Origin of the sequence: Bradyrhizobium jicamae (assembly GCF_018130695.1) — a bacterium.
Lineage (GTDB): Bacteria > Pseudomonadota > Alphaproteobacteria > Rhizobiales > Xanthobacteraceae > Bradyrhizobium > Bradyrhizobium jicamae_B.
On record NZ_JAFCJX010000048.1, the window covers coordinates 1 to 25,433 of the forward strand.

Consider the following 25,433-nt stretch of genomic DNA (forward strand, 5'->3'; position numbering starts at 1 on the left):
TTTTCCTCGGGCCATGCCGGCTTTGCGTTGAAGACGCTTGGTGGAATCTCCTCAGCTTCATAGCGCGAGTGCCTCAACGCGATGGCTTCAGAGGCGTCGATCGAGAGAAACTTCGGCGCGCCGCGCGTGCGTGCTGTTGCTGCGATCGCGTCGGCTGTGATCTTGCTGTCGAGCGGGCCCACGGCGAGATACGCATCGATGGTGCGATCTTGCGCGAGCGTTTCGATCTCGTCCGTGCCGAACTGCGCCACAGCGACCTTGTCCGGCTCCACGCCGGACCCGCTGAGAATGACACGCAGAACCGACGCGTTTGCTGCCGTCCTACCGATAACGCCCACCTTGTGACCGGCGAGATCGGCGACCTCAGCGATCTTAACCGCGGTCCTTTTCCTCGCGGCCTTGCCGTCTGGTCCGGAAAACGACCACAGGACGACGTAGTTCTTGCGCAGCACAGCGAGCGTCTGCGCGTCAGAAGGCATGCTCAGATCAGCGCGGCCGACCGCGAGGTCGGCTTTTCCATTGCCCAGAAGGCTCAGCGCTTCGGCCGCTCCAGCGGCCGAGATCGTGGACAGCCGAACGGTTCGGCTTTCGTCGGCAAAAGCCTCGGCCATGGCCTCGACCACCGCGTGGTCCTCGCTACCGGTCGGCCCCACGGCGATCCGAAGCGTCGTGGGCTGCAGGATGTAGTAGAGCGCTCCGGCAGCGGCCAAAAAAACCGCGAATCCGACGGCCAGAACCAGCAGCAGGGAGCGGGTCTTTCTCCGCTGAATATCTTGCCTGTTGCTGCTATCGGAGGAGGGCATTTGCTTTCCGTACATCGCTCCTACGCCCTTGCCGCAACTCCTGCCGCCATTTCCTCCTAAGTGGAACTTGCGGGTCTCCGAGCAGTTCCTCGCCTGACCATGGCTCCTAGGCTTGGAGAAGCGAAGCTCGGCGAGCCCTTATGCATTCTCGACGCATTGCGCCGAGGGATCCGTCACGTTCAGGCCTGACCCGCCTCTGTGATGGGCGGGCCGTTTCATTAACAGCGCGGCTTGAGATTGACCGATCGGAGGAAGGCGTCCAGTCCGATCTCGCTGCAGTTTTTCGCCTCGACAACTTGCTTTGCCTGTTCGGGCCGAACTGGTTGCCATCTTCTGCTGATCGCCACGCGTTCTCGCAGCTTGAACCTTGAGGCGGCTGGATCATGCCAGTGCCGAGAGATGATACGCGGTGGAGATTGACGAGCCGGTTTAGGCTGGGGAAATGGCGCTACTAAATCGATTTCGGTCGGCGGGGTTGCCGTGGCTAAGACCACGGAAGGCGGGGCGTCTATGATGCCTTCATTTGTACTACGGTACTCAGCGTTGAGCGGGAGCCGGTCGGCTTTAGCCGCGGTCTCCGCAACTGGGTAGGCTGCCGCAGGCAGGGGCGCGGGATTCCTCCCAAGTGCTGCAACGGCGCCCATTGCGACCAAGCCGATTCCGACGGCTATAATCCTGATCCACACTGATTGATCCTCGACCAACCCAGCGAAGGGCAGGCTTCCGCTGAAATTGGCCCAGAATAAGGCTAAGGCATTGGTTATTTTGATGGATTAAGCGCTTGAGTCTCCGCCAGGGTGGAGCACGTCCTTGTATTCACCCTGGCTCTAGCGAGAGGATCCGGGTGGAGCGGTCGAGCATCTCTTTTTCTAGGTTCTCTCCCTCCAGGGTGTTGCTGATTGTCTGCATCGTCCAGGCGTTTCCGCGCGCATTGAGAAGTCTCTTTGCGTTCAGATGCTCGGCGATCGCTTGTCTTGACTTCTTCTTGTTCACGAACAGATCGAAAATGCTCTGGACGATCCTGATCTCGGCTTTTGGACCGGGAACCAAGATGACGTGCTGGCTCTTGGGGCTCTTCCGCTGGCCGTACTCAAGGATTTGCACCGGCTTGCCGGCCTCGTTGATGAGCATGCGCCGTAGTCCATAACCTGCTGGACCACCCCGCCAGTAGCCGGGGGTGATGACGTTGCATTGCCCGAAGAACACTTTCCTCGAAAGTTGTTTGCTGAAGTCAGCTGCTGCTGCGCGCTTGTTCACCTTGACTATGTCAGACGCAAAGCTGCCATCGTTCTCGAAATCATCCTCGCAATAGTGAACGCTAATACCAGCCTGCTTGCAGATGAACTCATAGTAGGCGCTCTCGTCGACATCTTGGAAGCGTCCCCAGCGCGTGACGTCGTAGAAAAGTACACAACTGAAGTCGGCCCTGGCGAGCTGCACATCTCGTATGAGATCTTGCAGACCCCGACGACCAGCTATTTGCACCCCACTTTTTCCCGGATCCGAGTAAGTCCGAACGATCGAGATATTCCGCCGCGCGGCGTAGGCTGCAATTCTTGCTGCTTGGTTGCCGATTGAATACTTCTGCTCCGAAGTCGACATGCGAACATACTGGGCCGCTCGAATTTCGGTGGCGGCATGTTCAACCAATTTCGGCCTTCGCATCGCGTTGACCTCCATTCGCCGTAGACGACAGGAGGTTCGACGAAAGAAGCAAGTGCCAAGTTTGTAAGGACAGGTTCAGTTGATGCTTAGATTAGTCAAATTCTCTGTTTGGTTTATCGGGGCTGGCCGCTCCTTTCAGGGAGGCGGTCAGCCGCGTTGCTTGAGCCAATAGATGAACAAGGCGCCAGCGATCCCAAGCACGCCCAAAAAAGGGTGATCTGCCGCGCGCTGCGCTGATTGATCGCAGATCAGCTTTGAAATGGCGACGAGGTCCGATCGCCTAGGCATTCAGTTGCTCCAGTAGCCAAGGCGATCATGAACCGCTTCGACCGGTCTCGCTTCGAACCCACACGGTCGGGAGGCCCGCCGCCCTAAGATGACAAGTCGGCTGCTTGTCGACCTACGAGGACTGCTTTCTGCTCCCGGAGCGGTTCCTTTAGCCGACCTGACTCTTCTGGCAGGGGATTTTGCGTGTGGCTTTGAAGATGATCCGGAAGGCGCCGGTCCGTGGCGGGTATTGGTTCAAACCAACACTCGGGCGAAGAGGCCGGTTTCATCGACATCGTGCCAGCAGGCGCAATACGGTTCAGAAGAACATGGTCACCGATGAATACGATCGTCATCAACAATCAAAAGGGCGGCGTCGGCAAAACGACACTTGCAGTGCATCTGGCCTGGTTCATGGCGGAAGCTGGCCGCCGGGTCCTGATGATCGATGTTGACGCGCAGGGCAATGCAACCGACACGCTGAAGCGGCATACAGGGTCGATTTCGGCGGCCGATCTCTTCAAGCCGGCGGCCCGGTTTGCCGCTGGCGAAAATAGCGGCATCACGCTGGCGCCAGCCGACAGTTCGTTGACCGATATCGATCGCGGCAATGCCGTTGCGGTCATGACCCTGCAGCAAAATCTCGCCGATGCCGCCGACCGGTTCGATGTCTGTGTGATCGACACCCCGCCATCGCTTGGCCTTCGCAGCGTCGCCTGCCTGGTCGCCGCCTCGCATGTGCTGGCGCCGATTTATCTGGAAGACTATTCCGTAAGAGGCGTCAAAGGCCTGATGCAGACCGTCATCGGTGTTCAACGACGATACGGTCGCCAGGACACGAGATTCCTCGGCCTACTGCCTTCGAACTTTAATACCAAGTCGCCTCGTCAACGAACCCACCTAGAGCAGTTGTTGCGCGAAGCGGGCAAGTACGTGTTCCCAGGCCAAATTGTGGCAAGGGACGGCTATGCCGAAGCTGTGGCCGAGCGAGTGCCGGTGTGGAGCTTGAAGCGTCGCTCGGCCCAAGAGGCGGGCCGGGAAATCCGCGCAGTCCTGGCCAAGATCGTAGAGCAGCTTGGATCAGGAGACGACCAATGACGCTCGATCTCAGCTTTAAGGAGCTCGTCGACGCCGCTGCAAATCCTAGCGCAGCAACCGGGCGGCCGCTTTTGGTCGCGATCGACTGCATTGATGAAGACCCCGATCAACCACGCCGCAACTTCAGCGAACAAGAATTGGAAGAGCTCTCTCAATCGATTGCTGAACACGGAGTGCTGCAACCCATCGTGCTTCGCCGTTCTAGTGAAGATGGACGCTACGTCATCGCTATGGGCGCGCGCCGGTACCGCGCTGCACAGCGTGCGGGGCTGCGTGAAATACCCGCGTTCATTCAAGACGTCGATTTGCCAGACCGATACGCGCAGATGATCGAGAATATTCAGCGCGATGATTTGCGCGCGCCCGAGATCGCGAGGTTCATCGCAGACCGATTGAGCGCCGGAGATACTCAGGCGGATATCTCGCGCAAGTTAGGCAAGCCAAGAGATTGGGTGTCGCGCTACGCGTCGGTTCAAAGCATGCCGGACTTCCTTCGGGCGCGACTCGAGGGCAGTTCGATCCGTGCTCTTTATGAACTCTACCAGGCATGGCGCACACATCCCGACGAGATCGAACGGCTATGCGCGGCGCAGGAGAGCTTCACCGACGCGCAGGCTCGGCAATTGGCCCGGGACGTGCGCGCCGCAGCTGGCTGCATCAATGCCCAGAACGAATTGCCTGCTGGACCACCCTACCCCGGAAGATCCGTCCCCTTCCCGGAAGCAATGTCTCCGCGCGCCGCGACGAAAGAGCGAGAAGCAGGAGCCGAGCAGCAACCCCAAAAAACTTGGGCAGTCTCACAATCGAGCTCGGCGGCTTTGCTGGCAATCAGGGTTCGGTATCAGAACCGGGTCGGACGGCTTGTTGTGGATCGACCCGCGACGCAGGGCTCCCGTCACGCTGTGGTGTTGGTTGATGGTGCGGACCACGAAGAAGAAGTTCCGGCGTCGGCGCTCACGATCGAGGAGATTCTGTCGAGATGAATTCGTTCGGCATCTTTGCGGTCGCGGGGACAGTGTATCGGCGTGCGCCGACGGAGCGACTTTTCCATCCGAAGGATGGCGCGTTAGGGCAGCAGCCGAAGGCCGAACGCGCCCCCCATAGCGCCGTAGAGAGGCCGCAGGCTGCTGGAAAGTCGCGGTCCACATCTCCGACGTCAGTTAGTGCCTTCAATTCCTTTGCCGTCGGATCGGTGTTCAAAGTGGTTGTCCCGTCAAAGGGACGACCTGGGCAGAATCTGGTAGAGAGGGTAGGGCGCGTCCACCGCCTCGCCGTGGCGAGTCCTCGACACAAAGAGTATTGGTTTGAACCAACAGCAAGAGGCACTTTTTTTTGCTTTCTAGTGCAGGATAGGCTTCGCGCCAGCGATGTATTACATCGCGATTGGGATTGGAGTGCATGGCTCTGATCTCGCTTCGCGTCTCCGACGAAGTTGCGGCGGAATTCTCAGCATTTGCAGCTACCCAGGGCGGTAAGTCCGCGCTGCTGCGGCGTCTCATTGCTGATGCGCTAGCGGCGCCAGCGCCGCGCATCTTGGCGTTACCGGTCGGACGTCCGGAAAAGGTGACGGTTCGATTTCGCGAGAGCGAGATGCAGCAACTCGCGGAAGTTTCACATCAGCGTGGCATGACACGCACCGGCTGGATTGTCGCGCTGGTACGCTCGCGGTTGGGATCGCCCGTGCAGCATTCCTCGAACGAACATGAGGTGCTTCGCGCGATCGTGCGCGAGCTCAACCGGATCGGCGGCAACATCAATCAGATTGCGCGTGCCACAAACACCAGTGTGCTGCAGGGCAGGGCGGTTGAGCCCGATTTGTCAGTAATTCAAGAGGCCAAACAGGTTATCGAAAGAGAGCTCGCGCAATTGCGTAACGCGCTGCACGGCAACGCCGATTATTGGGATGGACGGTCATGAGCCGGCGTTCGACGCGGGCGACCGATCTGGCCTCCGAACTTCCACCGATCTCGTATGTCTGGGAAACGCCCAATCGGCGCCCGCGGCGTGCCGAGTGGGATATCCCCGATCCGGCCGTTCCTGGCCGACTTACGCCGGCGATGCGTGCAAAGCTCGAACGCATCGTGCGCCGAGCACCAGAGGTGATGGTCAAGATCACCGGGCGCACCAAGGGCGTGGCACATCTCAAGTCGCACCTCGCATACATCACGCGAAACGGCGAGCTCGATGCGGAAACAGAGCAGGGCGCGACGCTGGCGGGTCATTCCGGATTGAAAGACCTGCAGGAACGCTGGGAGGATGATGCCGGTCTCGACGACAAGCGCCGCCGCGATGGATCGCTTTCGATCAACATCATTCTTTCGATGCCGGCCGGAACCGATGCCGTCGCGGTCAAGGATTCAGCTCGGGCATTTGCCATCGAGGCATTCGGCTACAATCACGACTATGTCTTCGTCCTGCACCTGGATGACAAGCATCCCCACGTGCACTTGACCGTCCGGTCTCTTGGCCATGACGGCAAGCGCCTCAACCCGCGCAAGGCGGATCTTCAAGCTTGGCGTGAACGATTTGCAGGCGAACTCGGGCTTCGCGGCATCGCAGCGGAGGCAACACCGCGGCGAACCCGCGGACGCGTCCGAAAGGCTGATCGCGCGGCGGTGCTCGCTTTGCGCAAGCGAAAGATCACGCCCGATGTCGATCGGCTCGCTCGTAAGGAGGTGCTTTCGGAGGTGAGGGACGGCAGGATTGCCAAACACCCTTGGGACGAGCAGATTAAGTCGCGTCAGGATGCGATCAGACGGCAATATCTCGACTATGCGGCCGAGCTACAGCGCTCTGGAGGGGCAGCAGATGAAGGGCTAGCTAGACAAATCCGGCAATTCGTTAACGACATGCCTGCCGTTGAAACCCGCCGGCATGTGTTGAAGAAGGAGCTGTCGGAGCTTGCCGATAGCCGGCGCCGGGGAGCGGAGCAGGGCGTCGATACCAATCGACGCGGCGAAACACGACGAGACGAGCGACCCAGATAGGCGGTTTGCGCGGCAGGAACGCCGCGCATGCGACCAAAACCAGCGGATAACGTACCGTGGGTTCGAATCCCACTCTCTCCGCCACCGCTTCGCGATGACGCAGAATCCGAAAAGCCGCCGGTGATTAACACTTGCCGCGCTCTGCAACCCATGGGACGGTTCAAGCCACCGCACAACGCGTGGGCAAGGTAATGGCGGACAAGAAGTCGGTCACTAGACGGACACGGCCTCCGGGCGGGGAAAAGTGGCAGTTTTTGACGAGTATGTATCCAGACGTCATTCGCCCGATCAAGTCTGCGGCCGCGCGGCGTGACAAGACAGCATCGTTGATGCTGGAAGAGGCCGCCAAGGAATGGCTTCAGCGGAACGAGACACGCAGGAGCCGGGGGAAGAAGGGATGAACGTCTTCGATCTCAGCCGCAATCTGGTGAACGAGTACGCGCGGTTCTCGCGTTCCTTCACGAAGATCGCCGCGGACGGTCTTGAGCCAGACGGGGTGATGCTCCTGACCGCAGTTGTGGCAGAAGTGGAGCGCGAAGAGCGCCTACGCCTACTATCGTGGTTCCTATCCGGTCGTTCGTCATCACTGGCATCGGCACCACCGCCACTGGTGAGAGCGGGCGCATGTGAAGGCGACGAAGGCCGCACCCCGAGGTGAGCGGCCTTTTTCTTTGAACCCAGGCACGCTTCCGCTCACCACCATCTGCCGGCAAATGGACCGGTCCGCTCGAAGGCGAGACGCCGGTCGGGTGTCCGCTTCTGCAGCTTTGCCGATCGCTTCGGATGCGGGCGGGCCGTTGCGGCGGCCCGCATAGGCGCCTCTTTCCTTACCTCGGCCGGCCGCTCCACCTGCATTGCGGCTATGGCCTCTCGCACTTGCTGCTGGGGTTCGTCAGGGAGCGGATCGGTCTGCGCGATGATAGGCACGTCGGTGCGCGGGGTGGTGTCGAAGACGATCTTCTCCGGGATGCTCCTCGCCGATTTTATGCGGATGATGGTCCTGTCGGGGTCGGCCACGGCGGCGGCTTCGACCGGAGCGGGCAGGTACCGATCCGCAGCGAAGAGCAGCGCCAGCAAGAACCCGCCGACGAAGGCGAAATAACGAATGATCGGCATGGACGGCCGCTAGCAAATGGGAATTCAAGGTATCGGCGGGGCCGGATGGGGTGGCGGGCCGCTGCGATCAGCGACCCGCCGGGAAGGCTTAGTCGATCTCCTGGACGACCGTGCGGGTCGACGGATCGACCAGCATCACGCGCTCGCCCGAGTAGACATAGCGGTACTTCGTGAGCGAAGGACCCCAATCGGCGGGCACCGCCTCGAGCTCGACTTCGCGCGGCACGGGCTGGCCGACCACGATCTTCTGCTGCACCGGACGAACCTTGTGCTCGGTGACGTAGGTGCGAATCTTGGTGCGGTATTCCGGCTCGATCTGCACGGCTGCCGCGTGACCGGCGCCGGTGGTGGTGACGACCGTCGACTGCGCCATCGCGCCCGACGAGATCAGCGCGGCCATGGCCGTCGTCAGTAGCAGCTTGTTCATGTTGTTCTCCTCGCCGCCAGATGCGGCATGCGAGAACCCGCGGATGATGGCAAGGTTCCGGGCGACGGCAGCATAATTACCAGATTTTCCCGAGACTCGGAGCGGGGGCGCCAAGTCGCGCAGGGCGCGGGAAGTTGCCCGATCAAGGATTGGCCCGACGAGCGACGCCCGCCAAGCATTCGGTGTGTGTGTTAGGGCTTCTGCAACACCGTCGAAAGCGACGAGCGGTCGTTCAGGATCGAGAAGACCTCCCGCGAGGACAGATGCGCGATGGCCTCCTCGAACGTCTCGCTCACATCCGCCTTGGCACAGCCGATCGCCAGGTTGACGTCGACCGTATCGGGCCGGGCGGCGCGAGGAGGCGGCAGCTGAGCGATGTGGAAGGCCAGCAGCTCGGGGGCTTCGCGAAGCTCCACGAGAGCGGGTTTGATGCCGACTTCCGCCGCCGCACTCAATTCATTGGCTCGCCGCAGGATTGACGGCGGCTCCCGGTCTTCAGGGGTGGCGAACAATTTTCCGGGCGCGGGCCTGGCCGTCAGCGCACCGATGGGCACCGCGAACAGCAGCCCGACGATGACCGGCGACATCCACAGCAAAAGCGGGAGCGAAACGGCGTAGGCGCTCGCGGCCATGGCAACACCGCACAAGGTCGGGACGCCGTATTTCCGATACAGCTCCCGGCGCTCAACCGTCCCGTCGTCCCGCCTTTGCGTCTGCCAGCCGGCATCGCGGCCGGCCAGGATCTCGATCACCGCGATAGACTGAAAGATCATCATGACGGGCGCCATCAACGCGGAGACGACGATCTCAGCGAGAACTCCGGCCGAGGTCCGCAACGCGCCGCCGAATTGGTTCCTCACCGGGCCACGCGTCCAAACGAGGACGAGGCTGAGCAGCTTCGGCAACAGCAGCAGTCCCATCGTGGCGACGAACACCCAAATGGCGAGCACGGGATCCTGGGCCGGCCAGGTCGGAAAGAGGGAGAAGCCCTTGGGAAAATACTCCGGGCGCACGAAGCGGGCCTGGAGCGAGATCAGCATCCCCAGCAGCAGGAATAGCAGCCACAGCGGCGCCGTTAGATAGGCCCCGATCCCCACCATAAAATGCAGGCGCGATACCCAATGGAGACCGCGAGCGGGCACCACGGCGAGATGCTGAAGATTGCCCTGACACCAGCGCCGGTCGCGCGCCGCGAAATCGAGCAGCGATGGCGGGACCTCTTCGTAGCTTCCTCCTAGCGTAGGCAGCATGTAGATGCCCCAGCCGGCCCGCCGCATCAGCGCGGCCTCGACGAAATCGTGGCTGAGGATGTGCCCGCCGAACGGCTTGGGTCCCCGAAGCTGCGGCAGCGCCGCCGCTTCCGCGAACGCCTTCACGCGGATGATCGCGTTGTGGCCCCAATAGTTGCCTTCCGAGCCGTGCCACCAGGCCACGCCGGCGGCGATCATCGGCCCGTACAGCCGGCCCGCGAATTGCTGGACGCGGCTAAACAAACTTCGCGCGTTGACCACCGTCGGGAGCGTTTGGACGAGCCCCGCGGTCGGATTGGCCTCGATGGCATGGACCAACCGGACGATGGTCTGTCCGCTCATGAGACTGTCGGCGTCGAGTACGATCATGAAGTCGTAGACGGCGCCGAACCGCGTGATCCACTCGGAGATGTTGCCGGCTTTCCGCGCCGTGTTGTCGGCGCGGTGGCGATAGTACAGTCGCGGCGTCCCCACCGCCTGCCGTAGCGCGAGCAACGCTTTCTCCTCGGCGACCCAGATGTCCGGATCGGTGCTGTCGCTTAGAACGTACCAGTCGAACAGCTCCCCGTGCGAGGTCGCCTCCAAGGATTCGATCATCGAGCGAAGCCGCGCCGTCAATCGGTGCGGGTCCTCGTTGTAGGTGGGAAGCAGCATGGCAGTGCGGCTCACGATCGCAGGCAGCTCCGCATCTACCGCGGTCGGATGGGTCAGCAGCACGAAGAACCCGGCGAGTGCGGAGGCAAACGAGAAAGCCACCCAGGCGAGCAAAACGAGGAACAGCACCAGCACCATGGCTTCCAGTACGGTGACGCCGCCGACCTCCAGAACGCGATACATCTCAAAGCCCCCGGCACCCGTGAGAGCCGCCGTCGCGAGCAGAATGAGGCCGCGTCGCCAGGCCATCGCGGAGCCCACCGCCGCAGGAACGCGGTCGGGGACCCGGCCCTTCCCGAGGTCGCCAGGAGCCATCGGAAGCGGCGTCTCGCGAGGCAGTAGACGCTCCGTCGCGATATCGCCGGCGACCGGCCGCGTCGCCGTGGTCAGGGGGCCCATCGGTAGACCCAGACTTCCGACAAGGGCTTGTCGCCCTCGGTCAGAAACGCACGCAGCTCGATCGGCTCGCCTTTCACCTGGCACTGGAAGCTGAGCCGCCAGCCACCGGTGTAGGGATTGGGCTGCGTGACGATGTTCTTCACTTCGGACTTCTCCGCCGTCACCACGCCTTTGACGCCCGCAGGATCGATGCCCTTCAGGTTCTCACCGACCAGATCGAGGACGAAGAGGCGGGCATCCTCGCCCCGCGCCCCTATTCCGCTTCGCGTGAAGCGCGCCAGCGAATGCGGCTTCGGGCTATCCGGGCCCCAGTGCAGCCGATAGGTGTAGTTGTGTTCGCCCTTGGCCTGCAGCGGGTTCTTCGGCCGCCAGAACGCGGCGATGTTGTCGTGGACCTCCTCCTTGGTCGGGATCTCGAACAGCGTGACTCCGCCCTCGCCCCAATCCCCGATGGGCTCCATCCAGAGACTTGGGCGTTTTTCGAAGCTGGACTCGATGTCCTGGTAGGCGAAGAAGTTTCGCTCCCGTTGCATCAGCCCGAAGCCGCGGGGATTGAGATCCTGAAAGGTGCTGATCTGCAGATCGCGCGGATTGCTGAGCGGGCGCCAAAGACTTTCGCCCTTGCCGTTGAAGATCGCCAGGCCGTCGGAGTCGTGGACCGACGGACGGAAGTCGTCGATGTCGTTGCGGTCGTTCGGACCATAGAAGAACATGCTGGTCATGGGCGCGAGACCGGCCCGCTGCATTTCGACGCGCGGATAGACAGACATTTCGACGTCGAACACCGTGGTTTCGCCCGGCCGGACGGTGAAGCGGTAGCTTGCCGCGCAGCTTTTGCTGTCGAGCAGAGCATGGATGACCATCGAGGTTGCACCCGACGCCGGCCGCTCGAGCCAGAAGGCCTTGAAGAGCGGAAACTCCTCGCCCTTGGCTTCGCCCGTATCGATCGAGAGTCCGCGGGCGGAGAGCCCGTACGTCTGGCCCTTGGCCACAGCGCGGAAATAACTCGCGCCCAGGAATACACAGACCTCGTCGTAATAGTCGGGACGGTTCATGGGCGAGTGGATGCGGAAGCCTGCGAACCCGAGATTCGTCTCCTCGAACGCCGGGACCTTCTCGCCGAAGGAAAAGTCCGCCTTGCGGTACTTGATCTCGGCGACCTTTCCATCCGCGACCTCGAAGATGTTCACCCTGTTCTTGTAGAAGAAGCCGCGATGGAAGAACTGCGCCTCGAACGGCAGATTCTCGCCGCGCCAGAGGGCCCGCTCGGGCAGGAAGCGAATCGATCGGTACTGATCGTAGTCGAGGTCCTTCAACCCGCCGGGCAGCTTCTCGTCGGGCGTCTCGAACGGCTTGCTTGCCACAGCACGGGCCAGATCCCTCACTGTGGACGGGCCGAAGGCATCGTCCGACGCAGCGGCGAAGCCGCTGCGCGAAGCGAGCAGCAACGTCGGCAACAACGCCGTCCCTTGAACAAGCTGACGTCGATTCACGTGCACTCCTCGCTACTGCTGCCGCGGCCAAGCAACGACCACAGTGCCCGTGAGTTCCAAGGCCCGGCCGTCACCGTCGTATCGAAAGATAGGACGCGTCTTTCGCATTCCAGAGGTACATACTTCCATCATCATCGACCGATGGCTTTGCCCGTAGGCGTCGGTGGCTGAGAGACCGATTGCGCTCCCGCCTGCACCGCGTCGAGCACAACCATGCCGATTACGCGCTTGCTGGCAGACATCACCATTCCGCCCGAACAGCAAAACGCTTTGGAGTTGGCCTTCAGGGCCGCTCTCCGAAAACTCGAACTCGTCGATCGCGACGACTCCTTTTGCGCCCTCGTCGCAAGGAAGATGCTCGAACTTCATCAGCGCGGAGTGACCGATGCGGTCGCACTTTCCGAGCTGACCATTCGAGAAATCGGTATGCAGCGGTTCAACTCAGCGTCGGCTCGCTACGCAAATGCCCGGCTAGAACGCCGCTAACACCCTTCGGAGCGTAGCTCTCGTCGCTTCGCGCAGGTGATCGGCCAAGGACACACTTACGTCTCGAGAGCACCTTCCTTCTATCGTGACGACCTACCTGTACCATGTTGCGGGCGGCCGTAACGCCCTTCGCGGTATCGGTGCCGCACCGATTAACTCGCAGCCTGCTCGGCGGCGCGGCGGGCCCGTCGTCCGGTCGTCTTCACACGCTCGTTCGCCGTCTTTTCCGCTTTGGCGCGCGATTCGCATTTCTCCCGCAGGTCTTCGATCTCTTCGTCCGTGAGATGCTCGATACCGACAAGGGAGTTTCGCGCCGCCCCGACGCGGATCAATTCGTCGAGCTTGACCTGCAGGGCTGCGCTGTCGCGGTTCTGGGAATTCTGAATGAGGAAGACCATCAGGAAGGTGACGATGGTGGTGCCGGTGTTGATGACCAGCTGCCACGTGTCCGAATAGCCGAACAACGGACCGGTGACCGCCCAGATGACCACCACCAGGGCCGCGAGCACGAAGGTCGACGCGCGCCCCGCAGCCTGCGAGGTGCGGGTAGCAAACTCGCCGAAGAAGTGGGCGGTGCCGCCTTCCGTTTTCTTCCGCCTATCACTCATGAGACCCTCCGATTTCGAGAGAACGGGCGAAGAGGTTCGCGGGTTCCCCGTAGGGCGCATCGACCACTAGACCTCAGCCGAAAGTATGAACGTCCACACTCGGATCTGCGGAACTGGAGGGCAAAGGTTCCGGTTGGATTCCCCAGCATGGCTCGAATCGAAGACTACGCCCTGATCGGCGACTGTGAGACTGCGGGTCTGGTCGGGCGCGACGGGTCAATCGACTGGCTCTGCGTCCCCCGCTTCGATTCGGACAGCTGCTTCGCGAAGCTACTCGGCGATGAGCACAACGGATACTGGAAGGTGTGCCCAAGGCTCGCTCGGGCAGCGAGCGACGCTACCGACCGGGCACCTTGATTCTCGAGACGACCTTTACGACCGACCAGGGCCGGGTCCGCCTCATCGATCTCATGCCGCCGAAGACGGATCTCTCGAAGGTCGTCAGAATCGTCGAAGGACTGGAGGGCGAGGTCGAGATGCGCAGCGAACTTGTCGCGCGCTTCGACTACGGGACCAGCGTACCTTGGGTCAGCCGCCTTGAGGACGACGCGGTCAGTATGGTCGCGGGCGCGTCGATGCTGCTGCTCAGGACCGCGGTGCCGATGCGCGGCGAAGCCATGAAGACCGTGGGCTCGTTCTCGGTCGCGCGCGGCGAGACCGTGGCTTTCGTCCTTTCCCATCAGATATCCTACCAGGATCCCGCCGCTCCCGAGGACCCTGCGTCTCCTCTGAAACAGGCGGAGGATTTCTGGCGCGATTGGTCCAGCCGCTGCAAGACGGCTGGACCATATTCGGAGGCGGTCCAGCGATCTCTGATAATTCTCAAAGCGCTGACATTCGGGCCCAGCGGCGGCATCGTCGCCGCCGCGACGACCTCGCTCCCGGAGCAAATCGGAGGCCCCAGAAATTGGGATTACCGCTTCTGCTGGGTTCGAGACGCCACGTTGACGCTTCTCGCCCTGATGGGGGCGGGGTTCTTTGACGAGGCGCGCGCCTGGCGAGATTGGCTCGTCCGGGCCGTTGCGGGGAGTCCGCAGCAGCTCCAGATCATGTACGCCGTGACGGGCGAACGCAGGCTGACGGAGTGGGAAGTGCCGTGGCTCCCCGGATATGAGGGCTCGAAGCCCGTGCGGATCGGAAACGCGGCGCACACGCAGCTTCAACTCGACGTCTACGGTGAGTTGATGGATGCACTCTATCAGGCCCACCGCGGCGGCCTGCGCGAGAACAAGCGCGCCTGGGCGGTCCAGTGCGCGCTGCTCGACCATCTCAAGAGCATCTGGAGCAAGCCGGACGAGGGCATGTGGGAGGTCCGGGGCGGCGCGAAGCACTTCACGTATTCGAAGATCATGGCGTGGGTCGCCTACGATCGGGCTATCAAGTCGGCTGCCGAATTCGGCATGAAGGGCCCGGTCGAGGAGTGGGAAGCGCAACGAGCCGCGATCCACGAAGAGGTGTGCCGGCAGGGCTACGACGAAGAGCGGAAAACCTTCGTCCAGGTCTATGGCGAGCCGCAGCTCGACGCGAGTCTGCTGCTAATCCCGGCCGTAGGCTTTCTGTCACCGGAGGATCCTCGCGTGATCTCGACGATCCAAGCGATCGAGCGGGAATTGCTCCAGGACGGCTTCGTGCGCCGCTACGACACGGGTGCGACGAAGGATGGTCTGCCGCCGGGGGAAGGCATGTTCCTGGCCTGCAGCTTCTGGCTCGCCGACGACTACCATCTGATCGGCCGCGACGCCGAGGCCAAGGAATTGTTCGGGGGCTTCTCGCGCTTCGCAATGACGTCGGCCTGCTCTCCGAAGAATACGACATTTCGCGCCGCCGCCTGGTCGGAAACTTCCCGCAGGCCTTTTCTCACATAGCCCTCGTCAATACCGCCCACAACCTCACCCACCGCGAAAAACCCTCGGAGCACCGCGGCAGCAGGAAGGCCCTTCCCAGCAAGGGAGAGGAAGCCGCGGGCTCCGATTAGGAGGTCCACCATGGCAAAAAATTCGACCGATCCGGCCGCTCCGGCAAGTCCGGGCGCTCGTTCGCGACCACGCGTCCGCTTTCCTGTGACGCTGGAGGGGCAGCCTGCGCTGGTGACCGGCGCCAACTCAGGGATCGGCCGCGCCGTCGCGCTGGGATTGGCCGCATCCGGGGCCGACGTCGTCGTCAACTATGTCGTCGATCCCGCATCGGCCGACGAGGTCGTGCACGAAATCGAGAGCTGCGGCCGCAAAGCGATCGCAATCAAGGCGGATGTCAGCAACGAGGATGACGTCCGGTCGATGTTCGCCCGTGCCATCGATCATTTCGGCACGTTGCACATCGCGGTGAACAACGCCGGCCTGCAGCGCGACGCACCCTTCCACGAGATGACCCTCGAACAGTGGAACAAGGTCATCGGCGTCAATCTCACCGGCCAGTTCCTCTGTGCCCGCGAGGCCGTCCGCGAATTCAAGAGAAGGGGCATCGTCAGCGATATCTCGGCCTCCGCCGGCAAGCTCGTCTGCATGAGTTCGGTCCACCAGGAGATACCGTGGGCCGGACATGCGAACTACGCGGCGTCGAAAGGCGGCGTCATGCAGATGATGCGAAGCATCGCGCAGGAAGTCGCTCCCATCGGCATCCGAGTTAACGGTATCGCACCCGGCGCCATCCGGACGCCCATCAATCGGGCCGCCTGGGAGACAAGGGAAGCGTATGAAAGCCTGATGACGCTGGTGCCTTACAAGCGCATCGGAGAGCCGGATGACATCGCGCAGGCGGTTGCCTGGCTCGTCTCCGAGGCCGCCGATTACGTCACCGGCGCTACGCTGTTCATCGACGGCGGCATGACCCTATTCCCCGGCTTCGCAAGCGGAGGATAGGGCATAAGCGAAACGAGAACCGCTGGTCGCATCACTTACATCAGAAATTGGAGGAGCGAACTTGGCAAACGGCGCACGCGCAATGGCTGCAGGCAAGATCGCGCGCAAGATGGCGCGCGCCTTGGCATCGGTTCTGAAGCGCCGCTCGGCGGTGAAGGCGACCAAGACACGGGTGAAGGGCGCAAGCCAGGTCTCTAGGCCCGTAGGTCGCGAATAGCGGAGCTCCGATGCCCATCTGGTTGACCGCTGGCCTCTGGGGGCTGCTTGGCGCCTCATCGCTGCTCCTGGGAGCAGCCGTCGCATTCGTGCTCAAAATGCCTCGCTACGTCACCGCGGGAATCATGTCGTTCGGCTGCGGCGTGCTCATCTCTGCCGTGGCCTACGACCTCTTGGAAGACGGATATCAGGAAGGCGGGATTTCGCCCATTGTGGCCGGTGCGGTCGCGGGCTCTGTAGCCTATGCTCTTGCCGATTGGGCGGTCTCTCGAGCAGGCGCGCATTCCCGCAAGCGGTCCGGGGACCAGCAGGCGAACGCCGGACAGGGCGGAGGGTTGGCGATCGCGATCGGCTCGCTCCTCGACGGCATTCCGGAAAGCGTCGTCCTGGGACTCGGGCTGTTGAACGGGAAAGGGATCAGCATCCCTATGCTGGCAGCTATCTTCCTGTCCAATTTTCCAGAAGGGCTTTCCAGTGCGCTCGGGATGCAAGCGGCCGGTCGATCCCGGGCCTACATCTTCGGGCTTTGGGGGACGATCGCCGTCCTCTCGGGCGTGGCCGCTTCGGCGGGAGCAGCTTTCCTGGGTGGCGCTTCCCCGCAGATCGTCGCTGCCGTAAGCGCCGCCGCCGCAGGCGCTCTCCTCACGATGGTCGTCAACACCATGGTGCCCGAAGCCGTGGAAGGCGAACAGAAGCTGGCCGGCGTGCTCGTTGTCGTCGGTCTCCTCGTCGCCTTCGCGCTCTCCAACTTTGGAGATACCTAGAGCGGCGGGCGGTGAGCTGCAGAAGCAAGGCTGTTGTCGGACAAGCCTTTGTGGTCGTCGCTCGCGACGGTGCAGGCGGAAGCCTCGCACTTCGTCCTCTCCAGGACGACAAGCGCTGATCGATTGGCCATCCTGAAGCGCCTCGAAATCAACTGAGAATGACGGCCTAAATCGCCGACAGGTGGTACACAGGGGTGGTCACAGAAGCCGAACCGGTTTTTCGCGAATCCTTGTTTCCCGCGGATTTTCGTGCAACTGCAGCGAAGGGGAAGAGAGTCCCACTCTCTCCGCCATATCGCTCTCAAATTTCGTACTTCCAAACGGAGAAAGGTCCAAAACTCGGCCGGTCGTTGCGTTCGACGATGCCAGCAAGGTCCGGACCCTTGGTCTTCAAATCAAACGCGCCCTCACGATTAGCGGTGCCCCCCCAATAAGGATTTCCGCGCCATCATCGAGGCCGCATTCAAGACGCAAAGCCTGCCGTCGTTCACCAAAGGCACCGATCTTTGCGGCTTCATTGTCGAGTTCGTTACGCCGGATGAGGGCGGCTGCCGGCGAGATGGATGATCGCCGTAAGTAGACGCGACCTGTGCAGCACCATCGGATGCACGGGATCCGATAGCGACGGGCCTGGCTCCGCCGAGCATGATCGCTGAGGACTTAGGAAGCATCTCGGCGCGAAATCGCCGGGATTGCTCGCCTATGTCCTCCGCAACAAACCTGCACCACCAAGCATTCGAAGAGCTCGTTGCTTGGCGCATGGCTCGCGTAAGCGATCCATGCAAGTTTGACTGCGAAGGTCCCGCTGACTTTTGATTGCACCGTTAATGAGTGGGCAGGGTAGGGGGGTGTCAAAAGTCTGGGGACGCGGGTCGACGACCGGGTGGTTCACACGCAAAAAGTTCAGAAATAAAAACAAAAATCCCGCTTAGACAAAAGGCGAGCGTCGACTGCGGATCGCTTCTGCCGACGTTCAGACATCGACCATTTCGTTTGCGTCGTAGCTGCTACGCTCTCAGATGGGCATTTACGGCTCGCCAGAGGTGAGAGTCTGACCTTATCCAGGGGATAGGGTCAGATCATCATCCAAAAATCGTTCTGGTCGGCGTTTTTTGCCTCTTCGTCCGCGAAATTGCGGGTCAGGCCGCCCTAAGTTGGCTTTTTGCGGGGCCGCGCTCCCAAAGTTCGTCTAAGCGTCGGAGTGGCCCTATCTGGTGAACAGGGGCAGCGCCGCCGTTTTCGCCCGTGAAGTTGATTCGAATGCGCGGTCCCGCCCGATCTTCGCGAGGAACACTACGCATGAAGGGGCGTTAAGTCGTCACGAGCACTAAATATTGTTCGAGCCATGAGTGTACTTCAGCTCAGCACCATCGGCCGATGGTACGATCCGATCTCTGAACGCTGGATCACGCCGGCGCAGCAGAGGCCGCAGACCGTTCAATGGTACACCGACCGAATCACTCCGGATGTTGACTACCGCGCTGAAGCTGATCGAATTTGGGATGCGCTAATCGATTGCTGCTCACGCGGATAGCTTGCGCTTATTGAGTCGGCGGCGAGGGGCCCTTCTTGCTTCTGCCACGTCGGTGGTCCCAGCTCCGAGCAAGGCGTGAGGACCCGCCCCTTTCGAGAGAGCCGCTCTCTTCCGTTGGAAGCGCTGGAAGGGGGGATGCTCCGAATTCTTCCAATGGATGGCCAACTTCCTCCACAACATCTCATTTGCGAATTCAGCATGCCGTCGAGATAGCTTTGAGGTCCAGCGCTCCTGATCTTCGGTCCAGTCCATCGCCGACCTGGGTCTGCTCTTGGACCCAACGCTGACCTGAATACTAAACTCGACTGAGATTAGCTTGTGGGCCCGTAGCGGACCCAAGCCCTGAGCGCCGCGCCCTACCAAGATTACGCTAGCCGCCGAGGGCAGCTTTCGACGCGGGCAATGCTCTTTGTAAGCTTCGATGTCGGCGGCGCTATTCAGCGGACATGGACCGAGCTCGACTAAGGTCTACGTCCGAAGGCGCACCAGCTTAAACGGAAATCGGAACATTGTTCAGGCGATGTGATTGGAAATTGTTGCGTCTGAGCTGAGATAGACAAAAAAGCATCGTGGAGACACGTCTTATCAGAAAGGAGCAATCAATGGATGACGAACGAAAATCATCAAAAGCGGGAGAACGGGACGCTGAAGGCTTGCGTGAGGCAACTGCCAAGGAAGAAGTGAAAGATGAGAGCAAGACGGGGCACGATCAAGCCAAAGGTGCTGATCGCTTCGAAGAACGTTCCAGAAGCTCCGATGGAAAGAGCGCAGAAGAAAAACAAAAAGGGTAGATGCAAATAGTAGACCCGAGCCTTCATAGTCAAAACGGGCTTCCGCAATGACGCCGGAGGCCTTTGTGCACGAGTGGTAAATCCGGTCCTCGCTAACTATTCGTTCTCTCACGCGCTTGAGTAAGAGGCGGCTCGCGGGTCAAGCGCGCCTAAGCACGTGTCGAAGATCGGATGCCGTGAGACTTCCAAACACGTTCGGTCATTTCAAGAGAGCATCGAGGTCACGATCGGTGGAATAGCTGGTCAGCACCACTCCCGTTACCTCGCTTCCCGCATCGGTGCGCAGGCCGCGAACGCTGCCACGACCAAGAGTGCACGGTGGTCGGCACCAGCCGACGACTATCACCATAGTGGTCGTTGGCGATGTCTATAAGACCAAAACGGAAGTCGAATCCGCAGTGAAAGGACCAAGGTCTGCACCGACCGGTGATTATTCGGGCGGCTCCATGGTTTGGCTGGTCGGAAAAAGGAGCTGTATTGCTGTTGTTGCCATTACCGCAGCCTGTGTGATCGGCGGCGCCTGCTGTTTGTTGCCACTGATCGAGCACGGCCGCTTTTTGTGAAGGAGCGGGCCGACCAGCAGATGGGGCCTGCACGGAAACCAAGCCAACTGCCGTACGTTGGTCCGAATGGGGTGCAGCTATGGAGCCGCGGATGATCGAGACTGATACCCTTTTGGTGAAGTGCCCCAATTGCGGCGCGTGGCCGATGGCCGCCGGCCCGCCGAAATCGGCCTATGCTCATCAGGACGTGCGCCTTAGATGTGCTAAGTGTGGTCACGGCGAGGACGGGCGGCTGCGACGCTCCGGGTTCGTCGAACGTGTCCCGCAGCAGCCGCATGCAGACGCCGCTTAAACAATGAAGATTCGCGCGCACTCGCAGAGCCACATCGTGGAACTCGATGATGGCTCGAAGTGGCAGATCTTCCCGGGCGATCTCGATCTGACGCTTGACTGGAAGCCCGAGACCGAGTTGACGGTGGTCGAAAGCGATGACGAGATCGCCTCCCACGAACTGATCGGCGGCGGCGCGAAGGTCCGCGCGAGACCTGCCGGCGAAACCTGGCCGGCGCGGCAAGTCAAGGACGCGCTGAAGGACGGTTGAGCCGGTTGCAACGCGCCGCGATCCAGCGGAACGGGTGCGGTGCATGCCGCCGTGTGGTTTTCGCCGCCAAGTGGCGCCCGCACTGCTTGATGACCAGGCCCTTCTCCGTGTGAGCACCCATTCGCTGTCCTCGTTCTGCACGGCCCACGGTGTCGCGGCCTGGTCGTCCATACCCGTGCAATCGTTTAGGCGTAGGTCAGACGTCGGGGCGATGCGTCTGATGCCGAAGGACAGGTCCGTCATGTTCTTCGGTGTTAGTGCGAGCGCGCTTTACCGCGTAAGGAACGATTCAACAAAGCGTGAGTTCGTCCCGAAAGAACCGAACAAACATCCAAGAGGGTAACGCCATGACGCGATCAGTGGAAGAGCTGAGGCGTGAGTCCGAGCGTAGCCGCGCAGAACTTGCGGCAACGGTCGACCGGTTGAGGGAGCAGATATCGGACACCGCCGAAGACATCCGCCATAAGGTCTCACCGCAACACATCAAGTCCGAAGTTTCCGGCTACATCAGCGACAAGACCTCCAGTTGGGTCGAGGCGCTGAAGCAACACGCCATGGACAATCCGATGCAAGCGGTCGCCGCGGGCACGGCCGTTGCAGTCCCGCTGCTGCGCCTAGCACGAGGTTTTCCGCTGCCTCTCCTAATGATCGGCGCAGGCCTTGCTTTGACCTCGAAGACGGTGCGCGACCGGGCCGCGGAAGCGGCTGCACCTGTGGTGGAGAAGGCGGGAGGGATATTGGATGAGGCCGGCGACCGCTTCGCTTCGGTCCAGAGGCAAGCCACTAGCATGTCCGGGGAAGCACAAGATGCAGCCGCGCGCGCGGCGGAAGATCTCCGGAGCCGAGCAGCGGAGGCCAGCGGCACGATCGGTGACAAGCTCAGAAGCGGCGTGGATGCCATCAAGGATACGGCAGGAGCGGCCAAGGACGCTGCGGCCACCGCGCCGGCAAAGGCCCGCCAGGTCATCGGCGACAACGCCGCCCTGATCGGCGGCCTCGGCATTGCGATCGGCGCTATCCTTGCGGCCGCTCTTCCCAAGACCAAAGCCGAGGCAAACGCGATGGGCCAAGCGAGCGACAGCGTGAGACGGGCGGCGGGCGAGGCTGCGCAATCAGGATTCGAGGCAGCCAAGGATGCGACGATGTCCGCGGCCGACGCGGCTGCGAGAAGCGTCGGCGAGGCTGATCTTGGCAGGCATGCCAGCCGCATGACGGAAAACTTAACCGAAAGGCTCAAGGAGGCTGCCGACGACGTCGTCAGAGCGGCGTTTGGTCCTTCCCCTAACCCGAACACCTGAAAGACACTGTCATGAGCGATCTTGATCTGACTAAAGAGACGAATTTCACGCAAAACCAGAATGCCGGCTCTTCGCAAAGCCTAAAGGATCAGGTGGCCGATGCCGGCGCCGAGGTGAAGCAGCGCGCCGGCGAGGCCATGCGCGCCTCGGCCGATATGGCGCGGGACAAGTTCAAGGAGGCGGCTGACGGCGCCAAAAACGTGGCCTCCGGGACGGCGGTGCAGATCGAAGGTCATGTGAGCGACAAGAAACAGTCGGGCGCGGATTTTGTCGGACGCCTTGCCGAGAACATTCGAGAAGCGGCCCGCGCCTTCGAGAGCAATGCGCCGTTCGCCGCCCGCGGCATCAATTCCGCTGCCGAATATGTCGACGAGGCCGCCGAAAAAATCCGCGACGGAAGTTTCCGCGATCTCGTTGACGGCGCCACTGATTTTGCGAAGCGACAGCCGGCCGCGTTCCTTGGGATCTCCGTGCTTGCAGGCTTTGCGGCAGTTCGTTTCCTCAGGGCTTCCGGGCAGTCCTCCTCATCGAAACAGCCGGGCAATGAGCAGTCGTCCTCCTCACAACGAAGCAACGTGCCATGAGCATCCAGAACGATATCAGGACTAGCCAGAACGATCTTCGGACAATCTCCACGCTGGTCGGCGACGCGCTATCTCAGTTCGCCAAGCTCTTCCAGAACGAAGTGGATCTCGCGAAGGCCGAGTTCGGCGAGAAGGTTCAAAAGGTCGGTGGCGCGCTCGGCTTCATCGCGGGCGGCGCCGTGCTCGTGATCCCTGCGCTGGTCATGGCCCTGTTCGCGTTATCGGCCGCGTTGATCGCCGCAGGGTGGTCGCAACCGATCGCGTATTTGACGTCGGCGATCCTGGCCATGGTGATCGCCGGCGTGCTGTTCGCGATCGGCATCAACCGGCTGGATGCCCGCAATCTCGCGCCGCAGGAGACCATCCGGCAGCTCGAGAAGGACAAGGATACCGTGAAGGGGATGGTACGATGAGGAGCACGAAGGCAGGTTTTTTCGACAGTCTGGTGACGGCGGTGCGGGACAATCCGCTTGCCGCGGCGCTCATCGGAGGCGGCGCGTTCTGGCTGTTGGCAGGCGATGAGAAGCTGAAGAGCGCGGCGCGGTCTGCGACAGCCGCTGCTTCGCCGATCGTCGATGTCGGCGCTCGCAATGTTCGCGCGGCCGCGTCCGGGCTCCGACAGACCGCGGCTCCCCCGACCGCGCCCGAAATGGATCACAGCGAATCCATGGGCCTCCACGAAACCATGCGCGAGGCAGGTAACGCAGCTTCTGACGCCATGTCCGGAGCGGCCGACAAGATCAAGGACCGGCTCGACGAAGGCGTTGCCTATGCCCGGGAGAACCTCGGCACGCCTGCAAAAGAGGCTCTTACGAAAGCGCAATCATCGCTCGCCGACATGCTTGAACGGCAACCGCTCGTCCTTGGGGCCGTGGGGTTAGCAATAGGGGCGGCAATTGCGGGTGCGTTCAGGACCTCCGACCTCGAGAACGAGTGGGTGGGCGAGCTCAGCGATGATGTCAAAGACGACTTGAATATCCGCGCCGGCGCGGTGTCGCAAAGCCTTCGCGAAGCCTCCGATACGTTGAAGGCCGAACTCAGCGACGTCGGGGCCGAAGCGCTCGATCGGGTGAAGCAGGCCGGGATGGATGCTGCCGACGCCGCGCGGGAAAAGGTGAAGTCGCCCTAACCCTGGGCCGCTCAAGTTCAAAAATATAAGCAAAAGCCCACTTAGACAAAAGGCTAGAGGTGGCCGGCGCGTTAATATTTCAAGACGAACTGCGTAACTGGATCCCCCGAAATAATTCTCTGTCGCAAACAGGGAAATGACAAGCCGCCGATCAGGAGCCGCAACCCATTAGCCATCGCCACGTCCCCTCGCACGCTGCTTCTAGGACGCTGTCGGCATCAGCATGCTAATTGCCATGCCGACGATGCAGAGAGCCATTGCGGCTGTCGACGCCCAGCCGAGCCAGTATAGCCAGCCCTCGATCACAAGCTTCCCCATTACCTCGCGGCGCCGGACCAGCAGCATCAGCAAGGTCATTACCGGCGCCGCCAGCACCCCGTTGATAACCGCGCTCCAGTAAAGCGCCTTGATCGGATCGATGGGAGTGAAATTAAGCGCAACGCCGAGACCGACCGAGAGGGCAAGCACCGAGTAAAATGCCACAGCCTGCTTCGGCTTGCGGGCAAGACCAACTGGCCATTTGCGCCCTTCTCCAATGGCATAGGCCGTTGATCCCGCGAGCACCGGAACAGCGAGCATCCCCGTTCCAATGATGCCGAGCGCAAAAACTAGTTCGGCAAGAGGACCCGCAATGGGCTTCAAAGCCGCGGCGGCCTGAGCCGATGACTCGACATCGGTTACTCCCTGCTGATGCAGGGTGGCGGCCGTCATGATGATAATCGCGATAGCAATGATGTTCGAGAAAGCCATGCCGATCATCGTATCGAGGCGAATTCTCCAAAGTTCGCGCTCTTCAGAACGCGCGTCTTCCTTCAGCGGCTTTTTCTTGGGATCGATGCGCTGCTCCTCGGCTTCTTGCGAAGATTGCCAGATAAATAGATAGGGCGAGATCGTGGTGCCAAGGATGGCGACCAGCGTCGTCAGGAAGGCGCCACTCCATTCGATCTTCGGGATGAATAGTCCCTTGAGGGCATCAGTCCAGGGCACCTTGACGACCGCCAGCGCGATTACATAAGCAAAAAGCACCAGGGTCAGCCATTTGAGGATCGCGACATAACGCTGATAAGCGATGAAAAATGTGCGCCAGCACCGAGATGATCGCGAAGGAAACAACATAGACGATCGACGAGCCACCAATCACCAGCTTCGCCGCATCCGCCATGGCGCCGAGATCGGCTGCGACATTGATCGTGTTCGCGATAAAGAGAAGACCAACCAGAGACCAGATTACCCAGTTAGGAAAGTTGCGGCAGACATTTCCGGCAATGCCGTGACCGGTCACGCGGCCGATGCGCCCGGAAATCTCCTGGATCGCCACCATCAGGGGATAGCTGAGAAGCATCGTCCATCCGATGCCAAAACCAAGCTGTGCGCCGGCCTGACTATAAGTGCCAATGCCAGAGGGATCATCGTCCGATGCACCGGTGATCAGTCCAGGTCCAAGTCGCTTAAGCAGACTTGTACTTTTATCGGGCTCTTTGGCGTCAGCCCTTGTCATGCGTTCCTCGGGAGTGGGACGGCTCGCCAAGCGCCCTGTTCGCCTCGTCAAGAAGCCAATGAGGGCTCTACGGTCAGAGTTCACGCGCGGCGCGGACGCCCGCGCCGCTTGAGCTGCGATTTCACGTGACCTGGTTTCTCATCCGCGACGCTTCTTCGCACGCCGGCTTAGTGGTGCCAGAAGATCGCCAACAGCAGAATGATCGGTAGCGGTATGCCTAGCAGCCACAACAATGCGCCTCGTCCAAAGCCCATGGCTTTCTCCTCCATCATCTGTCCCGCGCGTCCAACGCATTCGTCCGTGGGACCGTTCCTTCCCAGGAACGGTTTTCGCGGCGTTTGATTGAAAGACCGGCACCGCCTCTGCTTCCAATCGTTTTCGTTAGGTGGATTGGTGCAGGGCGA

At 61.3% G+C, this 25,433-nt stretch carries 23 protein-coding genes and 2 pseudogenes; 17 read left to right on the forward strand and 8 right to left on the reverse strand.

Annotated elements, in window-relative coordinates; genetic code table 11:
- Nucleotides 1–803, reverse strand: an 803-nt coding sequence (locus JQ604_RS39370; protein ID WP_212366140.1) for a TAXI family TRAP transporter solute-binding subunit, incomplete at its 3' end; no start/stop codon positions are given.
- An 816-nt stretch (nucleotides 804–1,619) separates the two neighbouring features.
- Entirely contained in the window at nucleotides 1,620–2,468 is an 849-nt protein-coding gene (locus JQ604_RS39375; protein ID WP_212366141.1) for a recombinase family protein, read from the reverse strand.
- Between the two features lie 507 nt (nucleotides 2,469–2,975).
- On the opposite strand from JQ604_RS39375, the gene JQ604_RS39380 reads away from it, so the two are divergent.
- The 5 genes from JQ604_RS39380 to JQ604_RS39400 all read left to right on the forward strand — a co-directional run bounded on the left by JQ604_RS39380 (nucleotide 2,976) and on the right by JQ604_RS39400 (nucleotide 7,478).
- Nucleotides 2,976–3,833, forward strand: a complete 858-nt coding sequence (locus tag JQ604_RS39380) for a ParA family protein (RefSeq protein WP_349631189.1) — start codon at nucleotides 2,976–2,978, stop codon at nucleotides 3,831–3,833.
- Complete coding sequence (locus tag JQ604_RS39385) at nucleotides 3,830–4,816, forward strand: ParB/RepB/Spo0J family partition protein (protein WP_212366142.1); 987 nt, start codon at nucleotides 3,830–3,832, stop codon at nucleotides 4,814–4,816. Before JQ604_RS39380 ends, JQ604_RS39385 begins: the two co-directional genes overlap by 4 nt.
- A gap of 415 nt (nucleotides 4,817–5,231) precedes the next feature.
- A complete protein-coding gene (locus tag JQ604_RS39390) occupies nucleotides 5,232–5,750 on the forward strand; it encodes a plasmid mobilization protein (RefSeq protein ID WP_212366143.1) in 519 nt (172 codons plus the stop codon).
- Nucleotides 5,747–6,820, forward strand: coding sequence for a relaxase/mobilization nuclease domain-containing protein (locus JQ604_RS39395; protein WP_212366144.1), 1,074 nt, complete (start codon nucleotides 5,747–5,749; stop codon nucleotides 6,818–6,820). The genes JQ604_RS39390 and JQ604_RS39395 overlap by 4 nt, the downstream gene beginning before the upstream one ends.
- 397 nt (nucleotides 6,821–7,217) lie before the next feature.
- Complete coding sequence (locus JQ604_RS39400; RefSeq protein WP_212366145.1) at nucleotides 7,218–7,478, forward strand: hypothetical protein; 261 nt, start codon at nucleotides 7,218–7,220, stop codon at nucleotides 7,476–7,478.
- A gap of 35 nt (nucleotides 7,479–7,513) precedes the next feature.
- Here JQ604_RS39400 and JQ604_RS39405 read toward each other — a convergent pair whose 3' ends face one another.
- The 4 genes from JQ604_RS39405 to JQ604_RS39420 form a co-directional block, all read right to left on the reverse strand.
- Nucleotides 7,514–7,936 carry a hypothetical protein gene (locus JQ604_RS39405; protein WP_212366146.1) on the reverse strand — a complete coding sequence of 141 codons (423 nt, stop codon included), beginning with the start codon at nucleotides 7,934–7,936 and terminating at the stop codon, nucleotides 7,514–7,516.
- 88 nt (nucleotides 7,937–8,024) lie between these two features.
- Nucleotides 8,025–8,363 carry a DUF1236 domain-containing protein gene (locus tag JQ604_RS39410; protein ID WP_212366147.1) on the reverse strand — a complete coding sequence of 113 codons (339 nt, stop codon included), beginning with the start codon at nucleotides 8,361–8,363 and terminating at the stop codon, nucleotides 8,025–8,027.
- 191 nt (nucleotides 8,364–8,554) lie between these two features.
- Nucleotides 8,555–10,666: a glucans biosynthesis glucosyltransferase MdoH gene (mdoH, locus tag JQ604_RS39415; protein ID WP_212366148.1), complete on the reverse strand. Its 2,112-nt coding sequence runs from the start codon at nucleotides 10,664–10,666 to the stop codon at nucleotides 8,555–8,557.
- Complete coding sequence (locus tag JQ604_RS39420) at nucleotides 10,654–12,114, reverse strand: glucan biosynthesis protein G (protein WP_249159368.1); 1,461 nt, start codon at nucleotides 12,112–12,114, stop codon at nucleotides 10,654–10,656. Before JQ604_RS39420 ends, mdoH begins: the two co-directional genes overlap by 13 nt.
- A 258-nt stretch (nucleotides 12,115–12,372) precedes the next feature.
- Here JQ604_RS39420 and JQ604_RS39425 point away from each other — a divergent pair, with 258 nt between their 5' ends.
- Nucleotides 12,373–12,645 carry a hypothetical protein gene (locus JQ604_RS39425; protein WP_212366150.1) on the forward strand — a complete coding sequence of 91 codons (273 nt, stop codon included), beginning with the start codon at nucleotides 12,373–12,375 and terminating at the stop codon, nucleotides 12,643–12,645.
- A 152-nt stretch (nucleotides 12,646–12,797) separates the two neighbouring features.
- On the opposite strand, the gene JQ604_RS39430 is transcribed toward JQ604_RS39425, so the two are convergent.
- Nucleotides 12,798–13,253, reverse strand: coding sequence for a low affinity iron permease family protein (locus tag JQ604_RS39430; protein WP_212366151.1), 456 nt, complete (start codon nucleotides 13,251–13,253; stop codon nucleotides 12,798–12,800).
- 147 nt (nucleotides 13,254–13,400) lie between these two features.
- Between JQ604_RS39430 and JQ604_RS42260 the strand changes: the two genes are divergently transcribed.
- The 11 genes and pseudogenes from JQ604_RS42260 (at nucleotide 13,401) to JQ604_RS39475 (ending at nucleotide 23,531) form a co-directional block, all read left to right on the forward strand.
- On the forward strand, nucleotides 13,401–13,610 hold the full coding sequence (locus JQ604_RS42260) for a trehalase-like domain-containing protein (RefSeq protein WP_433996332.1): 210 nt from the start codon (nucleotides 13,401–13,403) through the stop codon (nucleotides 13,608–13,610).
- A gap of 260 nt (nucleotides 13,611–13,870) precedes the next feature.
- Nucleotides 13,871–15,228, forward strand: a pseudogene (locus JQ604_RS39435) (glycoside hydrolase family 15 protein).
- 10 nt (nucleotides 15,229–15,238) lie between these two features.
- A complete protein-coding gene (locus JQ604_RS39440) occupies nucleotides 15,239–16,111 on the forward strand; it encodes an SDR family oxidoreductase (protein WP_212366152.1) in 873 nt (290 codons plus the stop codon).
- Nucleotides 16,112–16,193: 82 nt separating this feature from the next.
- Nucleotides 16,194–16,328, forward strand: a complete 135-nt coding sequence (locus JQ604_RS41955) for a hypothetical protein (protein WP_283818057.1) — start codon at nucleotides 16,194–16,196, stop codon at nucleotides 16,326–16,328.
- Between the two features lie 10 nt (nucleotides 16,329–16,338).
- Nucleotides 16,339–17,091, forward strand: a complete 753-nt coding sequence (locus JQ604_RS39445) for a ZIP family metal transporter (RefSeq protein WP_212366153.1) — start codon at nucleotides 16,339–16,341, stop codon at nucleotides 17,089–17,091.
- A 2,136-nt stretch (nucleotides 17,092–19,227) separates the two neighbouring features.
- A complete protein-coding gene (locus tag JQ604_RS39450; protein WP_212366154.1) occupies nucleotides 19,228–19,416 on the forward strand; it encodes a hypothetical protein in 189 nt (62 codons plus the stop codon).
- A gap of 891 nt (nucleotides 19,417–20,307) precedes the next feature.
- Complete coding sequence (locus JQ604_RS39455) at nucleotides 20,308–20,520, forward strand: hypothetical protein (protein ID WP_349631190.1); 213 nt, start codon at nucleotides 20,308–20,310, stop codon at nucleotides 20,518–20,520.
- A 347-nt stretch (nucleotides 20,521–20,867) separates the two neighbouring features.
- Entirely contained in the window at nucleotides 20,868–21,818 is a 951-nt protein-coding gene (locus JQ604_RS39460) for a DUF3618 domain-containing protein (protein ID WP_212366156.1), read from the forward strand.
- Between the two features lie 137 nt (nucleotides 21,819–21,955).
- The gene (locus JQ604_RS39465; protein ID WP_249159359.1) at nucleotides 21,956–22,402 is read left to right on the forward strand and encodes a hypothetical protein; all 447 of its coding nucleotides are present in this window, start codon (nucleotides 21,956–21,958) and stop codon (nucleotides 22,400–22,402) included.
- Entirely contained in the window at nucleotides 22,399–22,815 is a 417-nt protein-coding gene (locus tag JQ604_RS39470; protein WP_212366158.1) for a phage holin family protein, read from the forward strand. The genes JQ604_RS39465 and JQ604_RS39470 overlap by 4 nt, the downstream gene beginning before the upstream one ends.
- Nucleotides 22,812–23,531 carry a hypothetical protein gene (locus JQ604_RS39475; protein WP_212366159.1) on the forward strand — a complete coding sequence of 240 codons (720 nt, stop codon included), beginning with the start codon at nucleotides 22,812–22,814 and terminating at the stop codon, nucleotides 23,529–23,531. The genes JQ604_RS39470 and JQ604_RS39475 overlap by 4 nt, the downstream gene beginning before the upstream one ends.
- A gap of 201 nt (nucleotides 23,532–23,732) precedes the next feature.
- Here JQ604_RS39475 and JQ604_RS39480 read toward each other — a convergent pair.
- Nucleotides 23,733–25,029: pseudogene (locus JQ604_RS39480) on the reverse strand (Nramp family divalent metal transporter).
- Nucleotides 25,030–25,433 lie beyond the last annotated feature (404 nt).